Source organism: Armatimonadota bacterium (assembly GCA_016223145.1).
Taxonomy (GTDB): Bacteria; Armatimonadota; Fimbriimonadia; order Fimbriimonadales; family Fimbriimonadaceae; genus Nitrosymbiomonas.
The window spans coordinates 1-16,957 of record JACRPN010000015.1; the positions used below are offsets into that span (position 1 = coordinate 1).

Annotated in this window: 11 protein-coding genes; 4 read left to right on the top strand and 7 right to left on the bottom strand. The window is 62.8% G+C overall.

The genetic code is table 11. The features are described from left to right. Positions 1-449: 449 nt before the first annotated feature. On the bottom strand, positions 450-2,477 hold the full coding sequence (tkt, locus tag HZC36_14145; protein MBI5708118.1) for a transketolase: 2,028 nt from the start codon (positions 2,475-2,477) through the stop codon (positions 450-452). A gap of 386 nt (positions 2,478-2,863) precedes the next feature. On the opposite strand from tkt, the gene HZC36_14150 reads away from it, so the two are divergent. Further along, positions 2,864-5,311 (top strand): hypothetical protein, encoded by a 2,448-nt coding sequence (locus HZC36_14150; protein MBI5708119.1) that lies wholly within the window; start codon positions 2,864-2,866, stop codon positions 5,309-5,311. Positions 5,312-5,337: 26 nt separating this feature from the next. Here the strand turns inward: HZC36_14150 and HZC36_14155 are convergent, their stop codons facing one another. Next, on the bottom strand, positions 5,338-6,105 hold the full coding sequence (locus HZC36_14155; GenBank protein ID MBI5708120.1) for an esterase family protein: 768 nt from the start codon (positions 6,103-6,105) through the stop codon (positions 5,338-5,340). 39 nt (positions 6,106-6,144) lie between these two features. Here HZC36_14155 and HZC36_14160 point away from each other — a divergent pair, with 39 nt between their 5' ends. From HZC36_14160 to HZC36_14170, 3 genes are all read left to right on the top strand, one after another. Continuing rightward, on the top strand, positions 6,145-7,221 hold the full coding sequence (locus tag HZC36_14160; GenBank protein ID MBI5708121.1) for a cysteine desulfurase: 1,077 nt from the start codon (positions 6,145-6,147) through the stop codon (positions 7,219-7,221). Between the two features lie 284 nt (positions 7,222-7,505). Further along, positions 7,506-8,555 (top strand): sigma-70 family RNA polymerase sigma factor, encoded by a 1,050-nt coding sequence (locus HZC36_14165; GenBank protein ID MBI5708122.1) that lies wholly within the window; start codon positions 7,506-7,508, stop codon positions 8,553-8,555. A gap of 585 nt (positions 8,556-9,140) precedes the next feature. Beyond that, the gene (locus tag HZC36_14170; protein MBI5708123.1) at positions 9,141-10,010 is read left to right on the top strand and encodes a formate/nitrite transporter family protein; all 870 of its coding nucleotides are present in this window, start codon (positions 9,141-9,143) and stop codon (positions 10,008-10,010) included. 477 nt (positions 10,011-10,487) lie between these two features. On the opposite strand, the gene HZC36_14175 is transcribed toward HZC36_14170, so the two are convergent. The 5 genes from HZC36_14175 to HZC36_14195 all read right to left on the bottom strand — a co-directional run bounded on the left by HZC36_14175 (position 10,488) and on the right by HZC36_14195 (position 16,804). Next, on the bottom strand, positions 10,488-11,561 hold the full coding sequence (locus tag HZC36_14175) for a Gfo/Idh/MocA family oxidoreductase (GenBank protein MBI5708124.1): 1,074 nt from the start codon (positions 11,559-11,561) through the stop codon (positions 10,488-10,490). A 56-nt stretch (positions 11,562-11,617) separates the two neighbouring features. Further along, positions 11,618-12,403 (bottom strand): tellurium resistance protein TerC, encoded by a 786-nt coding sequence (locus tag HZC36_14180; GenBank protein ID MBI5708125.1) that lies wholly within the window; start codon positions 12,401-12,403, stop codon positions 11,618-11,620. A 12-nt stretch (positions 12,404-12,415) separates the two neighbouring features. Beyond that, entirely contained in the window at positions 12,416-13,921 is a 1,506-nt protein-coding gene (locus HZC36_14185) for a (Fe-S)-binding protein (protein ID MBI5708126.1), read from the bottom strand. Further along, complete coding sequence (locus tag HZC36_14190; protein MBI5708127.1) at positions 13,918-14,970, bottom strand: FAD-binding oxidoreductase; 1,053 nt, start codon at positions 14,968-14,970, stop codon at positions 13,918-13,920. Before HZC36_14190 ends, HZC36_14185 begins: the two co-directional genes overlap by 4 nt. A gap of 409 nt (positions 14,971-15,379) precedes the next feature. Further along, positions 15,380-16,804, bottom strand: a complete 1,425-nt coding sequence (locus HZC36_14195; GenBank protein MBI5708128.1) for an FAD-binding protein — start codon at positions 16,802-16,804, stop codon at positions 15,380-15,382. Positions 16,805-16,957 lie beyond the last annotated feature (153 nt).

Below are 16,957 nucleotides of genomic sequence, written 5' to 3' on the forward strand. Positions count from 1 at the left end.
AACCCCCAAACCACCCCAGACCTTCTCGACGCGGGGGAGGGTGGCCTTTAGGCCGGGTGGGGGTGCGATGGGGTGCAGGGTGTAGGGTCTGGGGTTCAGGGTAACTGGCGAAGGCCGAGGAAGACCTCCCCCACCCTGTCCCTCCCCCTCGCTACTCCATACCAGAAAACGCCCAAGCTCAGACCCCGCGAAGGAGAGGGGACCAAACCCTTCGTCATCGTCCCACCCCCAGGCACGTGATTTGTGATGACGCTAAGGGAGGGGTTCAGGGTTGAGGGTTCGGGGTTCGGGGTCTGGGGTTCAGGGTTCTGAGCCCCCATTCGCCCTTCGCCCTTCGCCCTTCGCCTACCGTCATCGTCCCACCCCTAGGCACGTGATCCGGGATGACACTAAGAGCGTAGGTGGGCTGTTGAATGAGGAATGAGGCCCGGACCGTCAACCGTCATCCGTCAACCGTCAACTGCCACCCGCCGTCCAACTTCCGCCACGTGCTGGGCCGTGAACCCAAACTCCTCCATTAGCTTCGGACCCGGCGCAGACGCCCCAAAATGGTCCAGCCCGACGTGGGCAGTGGCATACCTTTCCCAACCCAGCGTCACTCCCGCCTCGACCGACACGGTGCGCCCCCGGTCTGGCAGCACTGAGGCTCGATACCCCGCCGACTGCCTTTCGAACAGAAACGCACTGGGCAGGTTCACGACCCGCGTGGCGATTCCCTCCGCCTCCAGGATGTCGCGCGCCTGCAGCGCCACCGACGTCTCACTCCCGGTCGCCACCAGGATGACCTTTGGGGACCCCGAAGACGCCTCATTCAGGATGTAGCCCCCCAACCGGGCAGGGTGAGAGGAGGAGGGGTGCTCAGGTGGGGAGAGGAGGTTTTCAGGTTTTCGGGTTGTCTGGTGTTCGTGCCCGGATTCCTGAGGACCCGACAACCCGAGAACCTGATCACCCCTCTCCGTGATCACCGGCAGATTCTGCCGCGTCAGCGCCAGCAGAGAGGGCCCGTCTTTTCGTTCCAATGCGAGTTGCCAACAGGCCGCTGTCTCGGCGGCGTCGGCGGGGCGCATCACGTTCAGGTTCGGGATCGCCCTCAGGCTCATCAGGTGCTCGACCGGCTGGTGCGTGGGGCCGTCTTCGCCAAGGCCGATGGAATCGTGCGTGAACACGAAGATCGAGGGGCAGTGCATGAGGGCTGCGAGCCGGATCGCCGGGCGGCAGTAATCGCTAAAGACCAGGAAGCTGGCGCCATAGGCCCGGAGGCCGCCGTGCCGGTTGATGCCGTTCACGATGCAACCCATCGCATGCTCCCGAATGCCGAACGCGATATTGCGCCCCTCGGGGGTCTCCGGCTGGAATTCGGGAATTCCCTTAAGATGGGTGAGGTTGCTCTCGGCCAGGTCCGCGCTGCCTCCCACCAGGTAGGGGACCTCTTGCGCCAGGACCTGAAGGGTCTCTGACCCCGCGACCCGGGTCGAGGTGGGCTTTTCGAACTTGGGAAGTCGCTCGGCGAGGTCTGCGGGGAGTTCTCCTGCTAGGGCTCGATCCAGCCGCATCGCCTCCTCGGGATAGGCGCTTCGGTACGCGCTGAGCCGCTCCTTCCAAGCCGCTTCGGCAGCCGCCCCACACGCCACGGCTTTGCCCATAGCCTCCCGCACCGCATCGGGCACAAGGAACTTCGGCTCCAGCGGAATCCCCAGCCTCTGCTTGGCCAGGTCCACTTCTTCCGCCCCCAAGGGTGCTCCGTGAACCTTCGAGGTCCCAGCTTTGTTCGGGCTGCCGAAGCCGATGGTGGTCTTGCACGCGATGAGGCTCGGGGCATCGGTGTGGGCCCGGGCCGCCTGAATGGCCCGATCCACGGCGTCCACGTCCATCCCGTCCACGGTCTGCGTATGCCATCCCAGCGCGGCGAACCGGGCGGGAACATCCTCGGTGAACGCGATCTTGGTCGAGCCGTCGATGGTGATGCCGTTATCGTCGTATAGGGCGATCAGCTTGCCGAGCCTCAGATGCCCGGCCAGCGAGCAGGCCTCGTTGGTTACGCCCTCCATCAGGTCGCCGTCCGAGCAGATCACATAGGTGAAGTGGCCGATCAAGTCGAAACCGGGCTTGTTGTAGCTGGCAGCGAGGTGACGCTCGGCGATGGCCATGCCGACCGCCGTGGAGAGCCCTTGGCCGAGCGGTCCGGTGGCCATTTCAACTCCGGGGGTGAGGGTGTTCTCAGGGTGGCCCGGCGTGCGGCTTCCCCACTGGCGAAACGCTTTCAGATCGTCGAGGCTGACGTCGTAGCCGGTCAGGTGGAGCAGCGAATAGAGGAGCATCGACCCGTGCCCGGCGGAGAGCACGAAGCGGTCGCGATCAAACCAATCTGGGTTCTTGGGGTTGTGTTTGAGGTGCCTTGCCCAGACCGCGTAGCCCATCGCTGCGGCGCCCATGGGGAGCCCAGGATGGCCCGAATTGGCCTGCTGCACGCCGTCCATGCTGAGCCCCCGGATGGTGTTCAGGCAGAGGTTGACGAGTTCAGGCGAGAGGGGCTCCACGATTCGGGATGGTACCGGAAGGAGACGCCTCCAGACATGAGAACGAACGCCCACGCACACCGCGTCCGACTGGTGATTGAGGTAGATACAGCGAATGTGGGATGTGGGATGCTGGATGCGTCTCAGAGTTTCCTTCGCCTCTCGCCTCTCGCCCTTCAGCCCTTTGTGTCATCGTCCCACACATAGGCACGTGATTCGTGATGACGCTATGAAGGGCGAGGCTCCGTCCGAGCAGGAGGATAGAGGACAAAGGACAACCGGACGGGATTCCCCTATCCCCTATCCCATATCCCATATCCGTCCCCCCACCTCAGTGAGCAAAGACGATGACTCGAACCACCTCAGGTACCCTCTCGGGCGTGTTCCGCGCAGCCAAACTGGCATTACCCGCACTGGCATCCTTGTTCGCTCTGCTGCTGCCGGGCCAAGTCGCAGCCCAGGCGCGGTCGGGCAGCTACACACCCGCCGGCGCGGCGCCGGTCTCTTGGAGCATCAACCCAAACCACGCCCTGATCTGGGACGGCAAGCCCTACCTTCCCTGTGGCGTCCGGATTCCCGGCTCTGTCGAGGCCGTGGCTCGGGCCAAGGCCGCCGGGGTCGCCGACGTAATCGTGGAGCTTCCCGCAAGCGGAATGGGCTGGCAGCCGGTTCTCGACAAGCTCGAAGCCGAAGGCATGCGGTACCTGATCGCGATCAACTCGCTGGCCGCACCTGCCACCGGAATCGCCGTCGAGCCACAGGCCTACCGCATCACAGGCATCACCAAGAAGACTCATCTCGAAAGGTCCATCCCAGGGGCAACGAGCGCACTCGTGCTCTTTGTGACCCGGGTCGACGGCACGATCCGGCAGACCAAACGGGTCCAAATCGAGAACGGCAAGCTTTCCCTTGACGTGGACCCCATCAGCAGCCTGGAACACGTGGTGCTGGTCTATCCCGAAATGGCCAGCCTGGCGCAGCTCGACTGTTGGGCGGGCCTCGACGCGCACCGCGACACCCTTTTGCTCACGCTCAAACGCCACAAGCTGGGGCCCGGACTGCGCGGCATTCTCAACCCCGTCGGCGCATCGCCAAGACTGCGCACGCCGCAGAGCTTCGTCCCCACCGACCCGGTCTTCCGCAACGAGTTCCAGAGCTATTTGGCAAGCCGCTATTCCGGCGCGCTCGAAACGCTGCAGCGAACCTGGGGCCTAAAGGCCGCGAACCTGAATTCGTTCGAGCAAGCAGCCCGACTGGTGCCCCTGTGGGCAGGCACACGAGGGGTCCCCATGGTCTTCGATCCTTCGACCGGGATGACCTACCAGGTGGACATGCCGACCTCCAAGATCTGGTCCGACATCGAGACCGTGATCACCCAAGCCGAGGCGCGGCGGTTCCGGCGGCTGGCGGGAAGCCTCAAGCAGGTTTGCGATGTCCCGATCGTACAAGAGTGGATGGGGTGGAATGCGCCCTATGAGAACGGCACGGCGGCCCTCGACGGCCTTGCTGCGGCGACGTCTGGCACGACGCCCTCCGAAGTTTCGAATTCTGCGGCCCGCTGCGCCAGCTCCGTGTTCCGCTGGAAGGACTCGGGATGGCTCATCGCCGGATCAATCGATCTTGGCTTGGGCGAGGGCCTGGACGCCAAGCTGAACCCGGTGCTCGAAGACTTGACGGCCATGGGCTACCGGGGATGGTTTGTCAAGGCGGACGATGCGAAGCTGCTGATGGCAGTTGGTCAGGAGGCCCCGAAGCGGGGTGCGGACGTCACGGCGGCCAACTGGACCGTTCAGCCGGTTTTCTTCCCGGAGAGCGCGCTGAACCCCGCGAACACGATGGCCTTGCCGGGTTTCAAGTGGTGGCTGCCGAGCCCGGACGACGGAAACCGAGTGGAATTGGGCGAACGGATCTCCTGCTACCGGATCGGGCAGGGTGGGGCTTCGACGTTTGTGCTCTGGTCAAAGGCCCAGCCGATGCGCGTGAAGCTGCTTTTCACCGATCCCAAGAAGCCCCTCTTCTCAAGCCTCGATGGCTCCGACCCGAAGCCCAAACTGGTCAAGGGCGGGGTGGAGGTAGACCTCTCGACGCTGCCTCTGATCATCACCAACACCGAGGAGATCCCGATCCCGGAGACTTGCGTCAAGGAGGTCAGTTGGCAGTTCGACCAGCTCCTGAAGGAGGCCGAAGGGTTACGCATCGACACAAACGACATGCGCTTCCTCTACATCACATCGCTCGATGGGCTGGAACGCAGCCCGGGGGGGAACTTCGTTCAGATGCGTCAGATCGTGGACAAGCTGAGCCAGAGGCTGGCGCCCTTCGTGTGGCTGGAGGCCGAGAACGTCGGTGAGACCAATTTCAGCGAAATCCTGAAAGCTCCCGGGGTCAGCAACGGTTCGGTGCTGGGTTTGCGCACCGCGCTTTCGGCGGGTTCGAGCGGTTTCGACGCGGAGTACCGGTTCCTGCCGAGGTCGGAGGCTGAGACGGAGGTCTGGATTGCCGCACGGATTCCAGCGGAGGCGCGTGGCGCCGTGCAGATTCGGGTCGCAGGCCAGACCTTGCGGATCGAGGAAGGTCCCCTGAGCCTCTATGGTCCGGGCTTTGGCTGGTACCGAGTGGGCTCCACGAGGCTGGCCAGGGGCGAATCCAAGCTCATCGTGCACATCGACGGGGGCGACGGTGTCGAGTTCGCTATCGATGCGATCGTACTGGCGCCCGGCCACTTCACACCGAACGGCATCAAAGCACCCACGTCGTACATCTACACCGGTTCGAATGAGAAAGGAAAGGGTTGAGCGCAGCGCCAGCCCCCCAGAGCAATCTAGCCCGACACGCCCAGTTGTCCGACCCCCATCGCCTCACAAACGAACGTGATCGTGCTCCGGACATGCTCATCCCAATACTCCCAGGTATGCGCACCTGGATGCTCCTCATAGGTGTGCGGGTAGTCGACTTGGTCCAGGTGCCCGTGGAACGCCCGGTTTGAGTCCAGCAGAAAGTCCTCCACCCCGCAATCAAACCGCAGTCGCGGGCGCTCCCCAGATGCCGCGAGCGAATCGGCAAGACCGTAGAGGTCATTCGGACCACCCTGCGGAGCCGCCCCGAGCACCCGTCGAAACTCCTCCGCAAACGCGTCGTCACGATAGGGCTCGTGGCCAAACCCTAGCGCCCCGCTGTGGCTGGACGCGGCGCAGAACCGATCGGGATGTCCCAGCGCCAATCGGAACGCGCCGTAGCCCCCCATGCTCAGCCCCGCCACCGATCTTCCCCCACGCTCCTTGCGCACAGGGAAGTAGGATTCGACGATCTGGGGCAGTTCACTGCCGATAGCCGTCCCATAGGCGAACCCCTGTTCTGCGTCGCAATAGAAGCTGCGGCCGCCATCCGGCATCACAACCACGAGCGGCAGGCCCTCGACGTAGCGCTCGATGCTTGTTCGGCGGGTCCAAATCGTGTGGTCGTCGCTAAGGCCATGAAGCAGATACAGCGTGGACCAGGGCTTGGGCGTGAGCGGGTCGGGAAGCAAAATGATCGCCGAGGTCTGCTTCTGGAGAGCGGGACTGAAGAAGCGAAGCTCGCAGTGGGGCATGAGTGGAGTTTACGCAGGAATGGCGTAAGATGCGGATCGATGGACCTCGCGCACTACTTCGACAACGCCGCGACGACGCCCGTCGATCCGCAAGTGCTTGAGGCGATGCTTCCCTTCCTCAAGGAAGCTTGCGGCAACGCCCACTCCATCCACTCGTATGGGACGCAAGCTCGAGATGCGGTCGAGCGGGCGCGCGAGCAGATCGCTCTCTTGGTCGGCTCTGAAGACCCCAGCGAGATCCTCTTCACAAGCGGAGCCACCGAGAGCAACAACCTGGTGCTTCAGTCCTCGATGGAAGCCGCCATCAGCTCCATCGAGCACAGCTCGGTGCGAGAGCCCGCCCTTTTCGCCGGATTTCATGAGCTGGACCTCACGGACGGCCAACCGGCCCCGCCGGCGGGCCACAGAGCGCTGATCTCCGCGATCCGCGTCAACAACGAAACGGGCCACACGTTGAACCTGGACCGGCTCGCACCCCGTTGCGACCGGCTCCATTCCGACCTGACCCAGGCTGTCGGCAAGATCCCCGTCTCTCTCGGCTCAAGCGCCATCGGCCTTGCCAGCTTCAGCGCCCACAAGCTTTATGGTCCCAAAGGCGTCGGGGCCCTCTATGCCAGGGGCGGCGAATTCCCGGAGCCCCTCATGCGCGGCGGGGGCCAAGAGCAAGGGTTCCGCGCGGGGACCCTCAACGTGCCGGGAATCGTCGGTTTTGGCGAGGCGGCCAGGGTCGCCATGGAGCGCCAAGACGACGACTTTCACCATGCCGAGCACCTCAGGAGCGTGGTGATCGAAGAGCTTTCAGGACTTTCGGACTGGCGAATCAACGAAGGCTCAGACCAGTCTCCTTTCATCCTGAGCCTGAGCTTCTTAGGCTTGGAAGGAGAATCGCTGGTACTTGAACTGGATCGTGCGGGCTACGCGATCAGCGCCGGCGCAGCGTGCAGTTCCACCAAAGTTGAACCCAGCCATGTGCTCATCGCACTGGGTTTGACGCCGGAATGGGCACGCGGAACCGTCCGAATCAGCTTCGGCCGCACCAATACGGCGGATTCCGCCGCCGGGCTTGCACGGACGCTGAGAGCCTGCGTGGGAACTCTTTTGAACTTAAGGCTGTAGACACTCTTGCAACGCTTTTCGGCGGATTTGACGTCAATACAATAGTCCGCGCGAAAGTGTTTGCCAGGGCAATGAATGGCGCAACGGCGCGCCGAGCCCGAAATTGGAAATCTCGGCTTGACAGAAAGCACAACCTGTGTTACGTTATGTCTGGAGTTCCAGGAAAAGGACAGAGCAGGAATCGGGCGACTCCGAAGACAATTATCTCTCATTGCGGTCTTTTTGGTGAGTTGCGCTCCTGACGAAGGAAGTTGAAACGAGATTTGGAGGACAAGAACAAGCGAATGCCGACGGAACCAGGCCTTGTGACGCAGCCCAGGCGAGGAAGGGCAATTACGGTTAGGACCCCGGGCCGACACTCCTTTATGGATGTCGGTGCTCGCCCGATGACTGACGAGTTCAATGCCGAGCCTGGCGATGAAGACCTGTTGGATCTTGAGTCGGCCGACGAAGAAGAAGAAGTTGGCGAGGTCCCGCATCACGACGATTCGGAAGAGCTCGAAATGTGGATGCGGCAGACTCGCCGTGCCCAGCTTCTGACCCCCGAGCAGGAAGTCGACCTGGCCCGCCGCGTTCAGGCCGGCGACATGGTAGCCAAGAAGATCCTCATCGAGTCGAACCTGAGGCTCGTTGTCTCGATCGCCAAGAAGTACAACGCGCGCGGCATCCCGCTCGCCGACCTGATTCAGGAAGGCAACCTCGGTCTCATCCGCGCGGTCGAGAAGTTCGACTGGCGAAAGGGTTTCCGCTTCAGCACCTACGCGACGTGGTGGATTCGCCGCGCGATCGCGCGCGCCATCATCAACCAGGGCCGCACGATCCGCATTCCCGTGTACGTTGCCGAACTGATCAACAAGGTCGTCAAGACCGCCAGTCGGCTGCTGCAGGAGCTTCAGCGCGAGGCGACCGAAGAGGAGATCAGCCGCGAGGTGGGCCTCAGCGTCGACCGCGTGCGCGAAATGATGCGCGTGGCCGTCGAGCCGATTTCGCTCGAGACGCCGGTTGGTGAAAAGGACAACTCCTCGATCGGCGACTTCGTGCAGAGCACGAACATGCCGACGCCCACGGACGTGACCTGGGGCCTCATCCGCCGCGAGGAGATTGACGGCATCCTTGGCCGCCTGACCAGCCGCGAGCGCGACGTGGTTCGTCTTCGGTTTGGTCTGGATGATGGGCGGTCGCGCACCCTCGAAGAGGTTGGCGCCGAACTGAACGTCACTCGCGAACGAGTGCGCCAGATCGAGCTCCGCGCGATGAAGAAGCTTCGCCACATCGGCCAGGAGCTTTCTGCGCAGGGCTTCACGATCACGCCGAACCCAGCCCCGGCGAACTAAACGCAAACTCAACCACAGAGCGCCCGCAGCGTTGCCGTTGCGGGCGTCTCCAATGTCAGAACCACCTCTCCCCTTGCTTCCGAGTCCCGACGTGTCGGTAGGGAGAGGTCCGGCTCCACCCCGCAGGGGAAGGAAGTGAACGAAGTGAACCGGGTGATTGGGCTAAGGGCGTACGGAAGTGTGTACGGATGGAAGTTTGGAGGGAGGGGGGCAGCGCGTGTCTCCACCCCCAACCCCCTCCTCAGTTTCGCTGCGCAAAACCAAGGAGGGGGCAGCTCTTCGCACTTCGCACCTACATCTTCGCCGATCACGTTCCATCGGTAGAGAGGGTGAGTCCCGAGGGGGGTCACCGAACGCATAGCGTCTTTGGTACTCTCATCTTGACCTTCCCGCAATCACTTTCCGCGCGGGGAGTCCGGAGAGCCCTTGGCACCCATCGCGTTCTGCGCACCGAACAGTCCGCGCCTTTGTGCGCTCGGAGAGACGGCTTGAGCGGTGGCCAAACCGCCGCAAACCTCCAGCATCTGTTCCATTTGTGCCTCGTCCTTACGGTAAAGCTCTCCCTTTTCAGGAGCACGCAAAACCATGGATAACGGAATCAGTTTCGACGCCCTACTGCCTCCCGAAATGGCCCGCAAGGCCGAGAGCATCGGCGTTCGCAAGGCCGAAGCGCCCGCGCTGAACACCTTCGCCCTTTCCATCATGGCGGGCGCGTTCATCTCCCTTGGCGCGGTGTTTTCGACGACCGTCGCAGGAGGCCTGGCCGGAGGCGTGCCGTTCGGCATCGGCCGCCTGATTGTCGGCCTCAGCTTCAGCCTGGGCCTGATCCTCGTCGTCGTCGGCGGCGCGGAGCTTTTCACCGGCAACTCGCTGATCGTGATGGCCTGGGCCAGCAAGAAGGTGTCCACTGCCCACCTGCTACGCAACTGGCTGATCGTCTATTTCGGGAACTTCCTGGGTTCCATTGTGACGGCGCTCGTGGTGTTCCTGGGCAAGCAGTACGCGATGGGAAACGGCGCCATTGCCCAAGCGGCCCTCACCACAGCGAACTCAAAAGTACACCTCGGCTTCGTTCAAGCCCTCGCTCTCGGCGTGCTGTGCAACGCTCTGGTCTGCATGGCGGTCTGGCTCTCCTACAGCGCCCGAACGGTCGTTGACAAAGTGTCGGCCACCTTCCTTCCAGTGGCCGCATTCGTCGCGGCCGGATTCGAGCACTGCATCGCCAACATGTACTTCGTCCCCATGGCGCTGTTCATCAAAGAGCTCGACCCGGAAACCGCCAACAAGGCGGCCGCAGCAGGCAAACTTGACCTCTCCAGCCTGACCTGGGCCGATTTCTTCCTGAAGAACCTTCTGCCTGTTACGCTGGGCAATGTGATCGGCGGTACGGTGTTCGTCGCCGCGATCTATTGGGTGGTCTATCTCAGGCCAAAGCCCGAAGTGCCGGAGTGGTAGGGATGAGTGGGCCGCTGCACAAAGACGACCGGCCGACCCAGGAGAAGATGCTTAGGAAACATGCCGGTGCATTGCTCACAGTCGGGTTCCTGGTGTCTCTGTTGACGCATGCACTGATGGGATGCATGTGCGGACTTTTGCCAGTTGAAGCAATGTTTGGGACTTTGCCGGGAGCCGTAATCTCCTGGCTTGGTTTCACTAGCCTCCAAGAGCCGCGGTTGGCCCAACGCATAGGGGCCATAGTAGCAACAGTATTTTCGACCTGGGCGCTCCTGCAGAATGTCCACAACGTCCTCTGGTCGGGACACAACCCGTTCTTCGACCACTGAGACCCCTAAGCAAGACGGTCACTAGAACGTGGTGAAGGGTCACATGGTCCTCGGTGCATCCCTCCACCCGGGCGGAGGGCTGCACCTGATCTTCAGACCCTGTGCATCTGACCCTAATACCATAGACCCCGGACCCCAAACCCTCTTCCTAGAAGCTCACGTCCACAGGCTCTTCCCTGCCGGTCTCCGAACTCTTGTACATTGCGTCGAAGATGGCGTTGAGGATCAGCCCGTTCTCACCGGGGACCGGCGACGGCTTGCCGTTCTGGATGGCATCTACGAACGCCTGAACCTCGGCGACGTGGGAGCTTTTCACATCGGGCAGGTACTTCGGCTTCATGTTGAAGATCTGCTTGTCGCGCTCCGTGAAGATCTCGATCGGATCGTCGCCCCAGGCCCGAACGGTGGCGCCGGCTTTGGTACCGAAAAGCTGCGTCATGAACGGATCGCCGTCCATGTTGCCCATGAACGAGCTTTCCAGCACCACCACCGAGTCGTCGGCGAACTTGATCATGCCAACCGCGAAGTCTTCGACCGTAAACTTGCTGCGGTCGTATTCGCCCCAAGGGTTGCTGATGCTGGGGTCCTTGCCCAGCATGTCCCAGGTCTTGCCGCTTGCCACGACAGGCTTTGGATAGCCCATGAAGAACAGTGTCAGGTCGAGGATGTGCACGCCGATGTCGATGAGCGGTCCGCCGCCCTGCTTTTCCTTGTCGATAAACACGCCCCATCCCGGGACGCCGCGTCGGCGCAGGGCTTGAGCCCGCGCATAGTAGATCTTGCCCATGTGGCCCTTGTCGATGAAGTCCTTCATGAACCGTCCGGGACCTCCGAAGCGGGACTGAAGGGCAACCTGCAGGATCTTGCCGCTGTCGCGCGCGGCCTTGCACATGAGCTTGCCCTCGCTGGCGTTCATGGCGAGTGGCTTTTCGCAAAGCACGTGCTTGCCGGCTTTCAGGGCGTCTACCGTTGGGCCGACGTGGAAAGCGTTGGGAGTCGCGATGGACACCGCATCCACTTCAGGATCATTGATGACGTCTTTGTATTCGGTGGTGGTTTTCGAGCCGCCGGCCTTCTCGGCGGCCTCCTTGGCGACGTCGGGGTTGATGTCGCAACACCAAACCACTTCGCAGAGATCGGGCATGGAAAGATAACCCGGAATGTGGCAGCCCTGGGCGATTCCGCCGCTGCCGATAATGCCGACTTTGAGCTTCTTGGACATGGGAGGTTCCTATCATGGAGATGTTACTCAAAGGAGCCTGGAGATGGCAGGTGGCCCTACTCATCTGGAGTGTGAGGGGCAGTTATCGGCTGAGATGGCTCCTCATCAGACAAGGCCCCCTCCTGCGCCGCCCGACTCACCGCCAGCATCACACCGACCACCACGATCAGCCCCATTCCGGTCCAGAAGACCCCCGGGTGCATCTCCGGCACGTTCCACCCAAGCGCCTTGCCAGGGTGTTTGCCCTCCCACCAACGGACGTAGGTGTGCCCGCCCACAAACAGGAGCTTGATGCCGGCCCACCCCACCAGCGCATAGGCTACGTGGTCCAATACGGGGTACTTCTCCAGCAGCCTCAGACACCATCCCGCCGCAAACCTCAGCAGAATGATCCCTAGGAACGCTCCGGCGTAGATCACCCAGATCTTGTCCTGCCGGTTCACGATCGCCACCGCCACCAGCACCGAGTCGATGGCAAACGCGAGGTCGGCCAGATCGGCATAGACAACCGTCATCCAGAACCCCGCGCCCTCGCGGGTCTTCACTTGCTTCCCACCGCTATGCTTTAGAAAGTGCTTCGTCGGGAGGTAGATCAGGTACAGCGCGCCGACAAGTTGAAGCCACCAGAAGTTTAGGATCGAGGCCGCCGCGAGGATCGCGAGGAACCTGAGCGCGAATGCGCCCGCAAGTCCGTAGAACAGCGCTTTCTTCTGCAGGTCTCTGGGCAGATGGCGAACGATGATCGCCAGGATGAGCGCGTTATCAGCCGAAAGGAGCGCCTCCAGGACCAATAGAGCGCCGATTTTCCCAATGTCGGCGGATTCAAAGGTCTGAGGGCTCATCGAAGTGCGAGTTTACCGGTCTGCCCCAGCGTTGGCAGGCCCTCCCCAGCAACCTGAGAGTGCCGCTTCCAAAACCTCGACGGTATGAAGGACCTGTATGGGGCTTCCCTTCTCCCGGGCGGCCTGCGCGATCCAGGCATGGCATCCGGGGTTCCCCAGGGCGACCGTTTCGGCCCCTGAAGCCTCGATATGGGCCCATTTTCGCTCGAGAAGGGCCCGCGCCATCTTGGGCTGCGTCAGGTTGTAGATGCCCGCGCTGCCACAGCAGGTGTCCGATTCCTTGAGCGGGTCCAATCGCACCCAAGGGATGGCCTCCAGCAACGCGCGCGGCTGGTCAAAGACCCGTTGTCCGTGCACCAGATGGCAGGCATCGTGATAGGCGATCTTGCAGGACGGCAACGCTGCGTCCTGCGGTGACTTGTCACCGCTTATCTCCAGCCGGCTTGACGACGCGCGCCCCCCCAGGGCCGAAAGCAGCTCAGCCAACCCCTCTTTCAACAAGAACTCGCTCACATCTTGCACTCGATCGCCGAGGTGCTCTTTCAAGTGGCAGCCGCAGCCGGCCGAATCGACGATGATCGGAAGGTCGCCGGGCATCGCCCTTCCAAGCTCCGTCACCTTCTGGCCCGATTCCGATCGAAGGCCCTGGTGAGCGTGAAGCGCCCCACAACATCCGGCGTTGGTCTCCTCGACCTCATAGCCCACCCGCCGCAGCAGGCGCCGCGTCGCCTCGTGGACCCCAGGGAACAGCACACGCATGGCGCATCCCTCCAATAGGTAGACTTTTCCCCTAACAGGCGGGAGTTCGGCCTCCGGCTCCCCGCCTCGCCTCCCGATTGAGTGCTCACCACCTCGCCCCCTTGAGGAGAGGTCGGAGCTTGCCCCGGTTCCATCGGGGAGCGCATCGAATCGCAGATCCCGCGCCTTACGGGACCGGGTGAGGGGCGGCCAGGAGCCAGCCTTTTGAGCTCGTGGCCTCTCGGCCTCGGGTTTCTCCTTGGTGAGGAGCCGACTGAAGAAGCCAGGTACCCTCTTGCCCGGCAAGAACCGCCCCAAGACGAGTTGCAGCCGCAGAATGCGCGGGCTCGTGAGCATCCCCAGTACCCACGCCACACCCAATCTGGGCCTGTCCCGCTCCAGCCTTTCCCGGGCCAGCTCCAGAATCGCCCCGTACTGCACGCCGCTCGGGCATGCGGGCTCGCAGGCCCGGCAGCCCAGGCAGGCATCCAGATATTGCCCGACATGCTCCTGGTCCCACGCGAGGTGCCCTTCGTCGGCGCTTCGGATCAGATAGATCCGGCCTCTGGGCGAGGCGGTCTCCAAACCCGTTTCGGTAAAAGTCGGGCAACTCTCCAGGCAGAACCCACACCGGATGCACTTGGTGGTGAGGTCCGAAAGCGCGGCTCCCCCTCCTCGCTTTTGCTCCGGCGAAAATGAGGAGGGGGTAGGGATTGCCGCCTCGCCCCCTTGGGGAGAGGCCGGTGAGCGCAGCGAACCGGGTGAGGGGTGCTCGCTCATAGGAACCCGAACTCCCCGGGGTTGAGCTTCCCTTCCGGGTCAAAGATCGCTTTCGCCCGCTTCATGAACCGGATCTGCGTCGGGTCGGCGATCTGGACATTCTTCTCGCCGCAGCCGGTGCGGACGACCCAATCGCCGGGATACCGCGGCAGGTCCTGATCCGGCGAATCCAGCCAGCACCAGAGCGTGCAGCCGGCGTTGTCAGCGTAGAGGAGGTTGTCGCCGGCGCCGGCGAGGGCGGCTTGGTAGTGGCTGCGGAGAACGCGCTGCCGCCAGACGTACTTCCCCGGCACCAATTCTCCCTTGAACTTCTCTTGCGCGTTGCCCCAGGTCAGGTCGGGCTCGGGAAGCGCCTTCAACGGGAACGTGCGCAGGTTCACGTCGACGACGATCCCGAGCGTGTCGTAAGCGCCGATCATCAGCTTGTGCACGTCGTAACCCGCCACGCTCTTGACCGCCTTGCTGCCCGTCTTGACGATGGTGCCGTCGGCCAGGACGACCGTCATCCCGAGCACCCAATCCCGCCACGATCCGCATTGGGTCTGGAGGGAGTGGGGGAAGTTGAGGGCAAGGCCACGGCCGACGAGCGTGTTTCCTCCGTTCAATGCGAAGTCGGTCAGATCCGAGGCAAAGGTCTTTGGAAACGGCAGACACTGTCCATGTTTCGCTAGGATCGGCTGAAGGTAGCGATCGGCCTCGCCCTCTTTGGATCTCGCAAGGGGGTAGATATGGGTCGCCGTTCCGACGCGCGCCACTTGGTCGGCCGGATCCAACTCGAAAACCCCATCGAGTTCCCTCAAATCAATGCAAGTGAAGTCGATGTAGGGCTCGATCAGCTGTTCGTTGCCAGGATTCCAGGGATCGAATTCGCCAAGCTGATAGCGTATGGCTTGACGTCCCGCCTCTCGCACTAGGGTGCGAAGGCTCGTAGGCCAACCTTCGCCCACACTATCGCCCACTCCGAACACAACAGGCCCACCGGTCTCCCGGACCAGCTCGCTCAGCTCCTCCACCGTCTCGGGCACAAACCGCGCCCCGATCTTCTTCAACCGCCCGCTCTCCCCTTGGTGGCGTTATTTTCCCCTTTGTGACTTTGTGCGATATCCAGGGCTCCGACGCCGGCACGGAACCGGCGGCTACGCTCTTCTTCACCTTGGCGTTCCTTTGCGCCCTGGCGCCTTTGCGGGAGATCCCTAGGGACGCAAGCCAAAGACCTGCGGCTACTCTCCGATAAATCCCCTTCGCGCCCTTTGCGAGTTCTCTGCGTCCTCTGCGAGAAATCGGTGGGCACGCAGACTAAAGACCTGCAGCTACAGACAATCCTCCGAGGTCGCCCGGAACCTCCACCCCCCGACCCACTTTCCACCGCTTTGCGGCGGAGCCACCTCTCGCTTCGCTCCAGGGGGAGGGGGAGTCCCCCGCCAATCGTAAATCGTAAATCGTAAATCGTAAATCGAATCACCACGCCGCGCCCCTCCACCTTTTCTTGTGCTCCACACACCCCTTCTGGTTCGGCAAGACCTTGCACGGGTTGCACAGCTCGCCCTCGTTGAAAATGCGCTTCGCCAGCGTCTGCGCGTGCAGGCCGCCCGGTCCGAGCATCTCCGCAAGCAGCTCGACCTTCTCCACGCCAACCCCGTGCTCGCCGGAGATGCTCCCGCCCAATTCAATGCATTTCCTCAGCACGATCTCGCCCGCTTCGATCACGCGCTTCACCTGATCCGGGTCGCGGTCGTCGAAATAGAAGCACGGGTGCAGGTTGCCGTCGCCCGCATGGAACAGGTTGGCGATGCCCAGGTTGTGGTCCTGTGCCACCCGGTAGCAGAACTCCAGCATCTCGGGCAGCTTGGAACGCGGGATCACGCCGTCGTGGGTGACGATGCTTGGCGCGAGCCGCCCCATCGCCCCGATGCCCTTCTTGCGCGCGGTCCACAGCTTCAGCCGCTCGGCTTCGTCCTTGGCGATGCGCACATCGATCGCCCCGTTCGCCGCGCTCACCCGCTCGACCGCCGCCATCTCCTCAGCTACCGCATCCGGCTCGCCGTCGCACTCGATCAGCAGCAGCGCGTCCGACCCTTCCGGATATTCCAGTCCGAATGCAGCCTTGAGCGCCTTGAGAATCCCCCGGTCCATGAATTCCATCGCCGCCGGGATCACCCCCAGCGCGATCAGGTCGCTGACCGTCTGCGCCGCGCCGTTGACTTCGGGGAACGCCACCAACGCCGTCTTGACCGCTTTTGGCAGCGGCGTCAGCTTGACCCACGCCTCCGTGACGATCCCCAGCGTGCCTTCCCCGCCGACGATCAGCCCCAGAAAGTCATAACCCGGCGCGCCGTGAACCTTGCTTCCGAACTCCAGAACCTCCCCATGCGGGTCGACCATCTTCACTCCCAAGACGTGCTGCACCGTGACGCCGTACTTCAGGGTGTGCGGCCCGCCGGAGTTCTCGGCGATGTTTCCGCCAAGCGTGGCAACGGTCTGGCTGCTGGGGTCGGGGGCGAAGTGCAGGCCGTGCGCCGCGACCGCATCCGAGAGCTTCTTGTTCGGCACGCCCGCCTGGGCAAGAAGACACCGGTTCTCTACGTCGACTTCGAGAATCTTGGTTAAGCGCTTGGTGGACACGATCACCCCGCCGGTGGCCGCCATCGATCCCCCGCTGAGGCCGGTGCCGGCGCCCCTTGGCGTGAAGGCAACGCCCCTTTCCACACAAAGCCGCACGACCGCGGCCACCTCGTCCGTGCTCTCCGGCAGCACGACCACCGAGGGCCGCGACCGATCCACCGTGTACGCGTCGCAATCGTACGCGCGCATGGCGCCCTTGCTGTGGAGAACCCGCTCCGGGGTGAGGAACCTCTCAAACTCCCGGATCAACTCCCCTTGCACTTGCCCCTCCTCTGTCACAACCGGATTCTATCAGAGCGCGACGGCCCCGCAGGGGTCAACACACAGCCAATTCACGGTTCGGTCCCTACCATTCTCACAACTCTCACCAATCTCACCGTTCTCAGATTCCCCCTGTGGAAATCCGGTGAAAAA

Bases quoted from the DNA above. Each gene is read 5' to 3' on its own strand.
- HZC36_14185 (MBI5708126.1), bottom strand. From the start codon at position 13,921: ATGAGCGAGCACCCCTCACCCGGTTCGCTGCGCTCACCGGCCTCTCCC.
- HZC36_14180 (MBI5708125.1), bottom strand. From the start codon at position 12,403: ATGAGCCCTCAGACCTTTGAATCCGCCGACATTGGGAAAATCGGCGCT.
- HZC36_14160 (MBI5708121.1), top strand. From the start codon at position 6,145: ATGGACCTCGCGCACTACTTCGACAACGCCGCGACGACGCCCGTCGAT.
- HZC36_14155 (MBI5708120.1), bottom strand. From the start codon at position 6,105: ATGCCCCACTGCGAGCTTCGCTTCTTCAGTCCCGCTCTCCAGAAGCAG.
- HZC36_14165 (MBI5708122.1), top strand. From the start codon at position 7,506: ATGCCGACGGAACCAGGCCTTGTGACGCAGCCCAGGCGAGGAAGGGCA.
- HZC36_14175 (MBI5708124.1), bottom strand. From the start codon at position 11,561: ATGTCCAAGAAGCTCAAAGTCGGCATTATCGGCAGCGGCGGAATCGCC.
- tkt (MBI5708118.1), bottom strand. From the start codon at position 2,477: ATGGACGGCGTGCAGCAGGCCAATTCGGGCCATCCTGGGCTCCCCATG.
- HZC36_14170 (MBI5708123.1), top strand. From the start codon at position 9,141: ATGGATAACGGAATCAGTTTCGACGCCCTACTGCCTCCCGAAATGGCC.
- HZC36_14150 (MBI5708119.1), top strand. From the start codon at position 2,864: ATGACTCGAACCACCTCAGGTACCCTCTCGGGCGTGTTCCGCGCAGCC.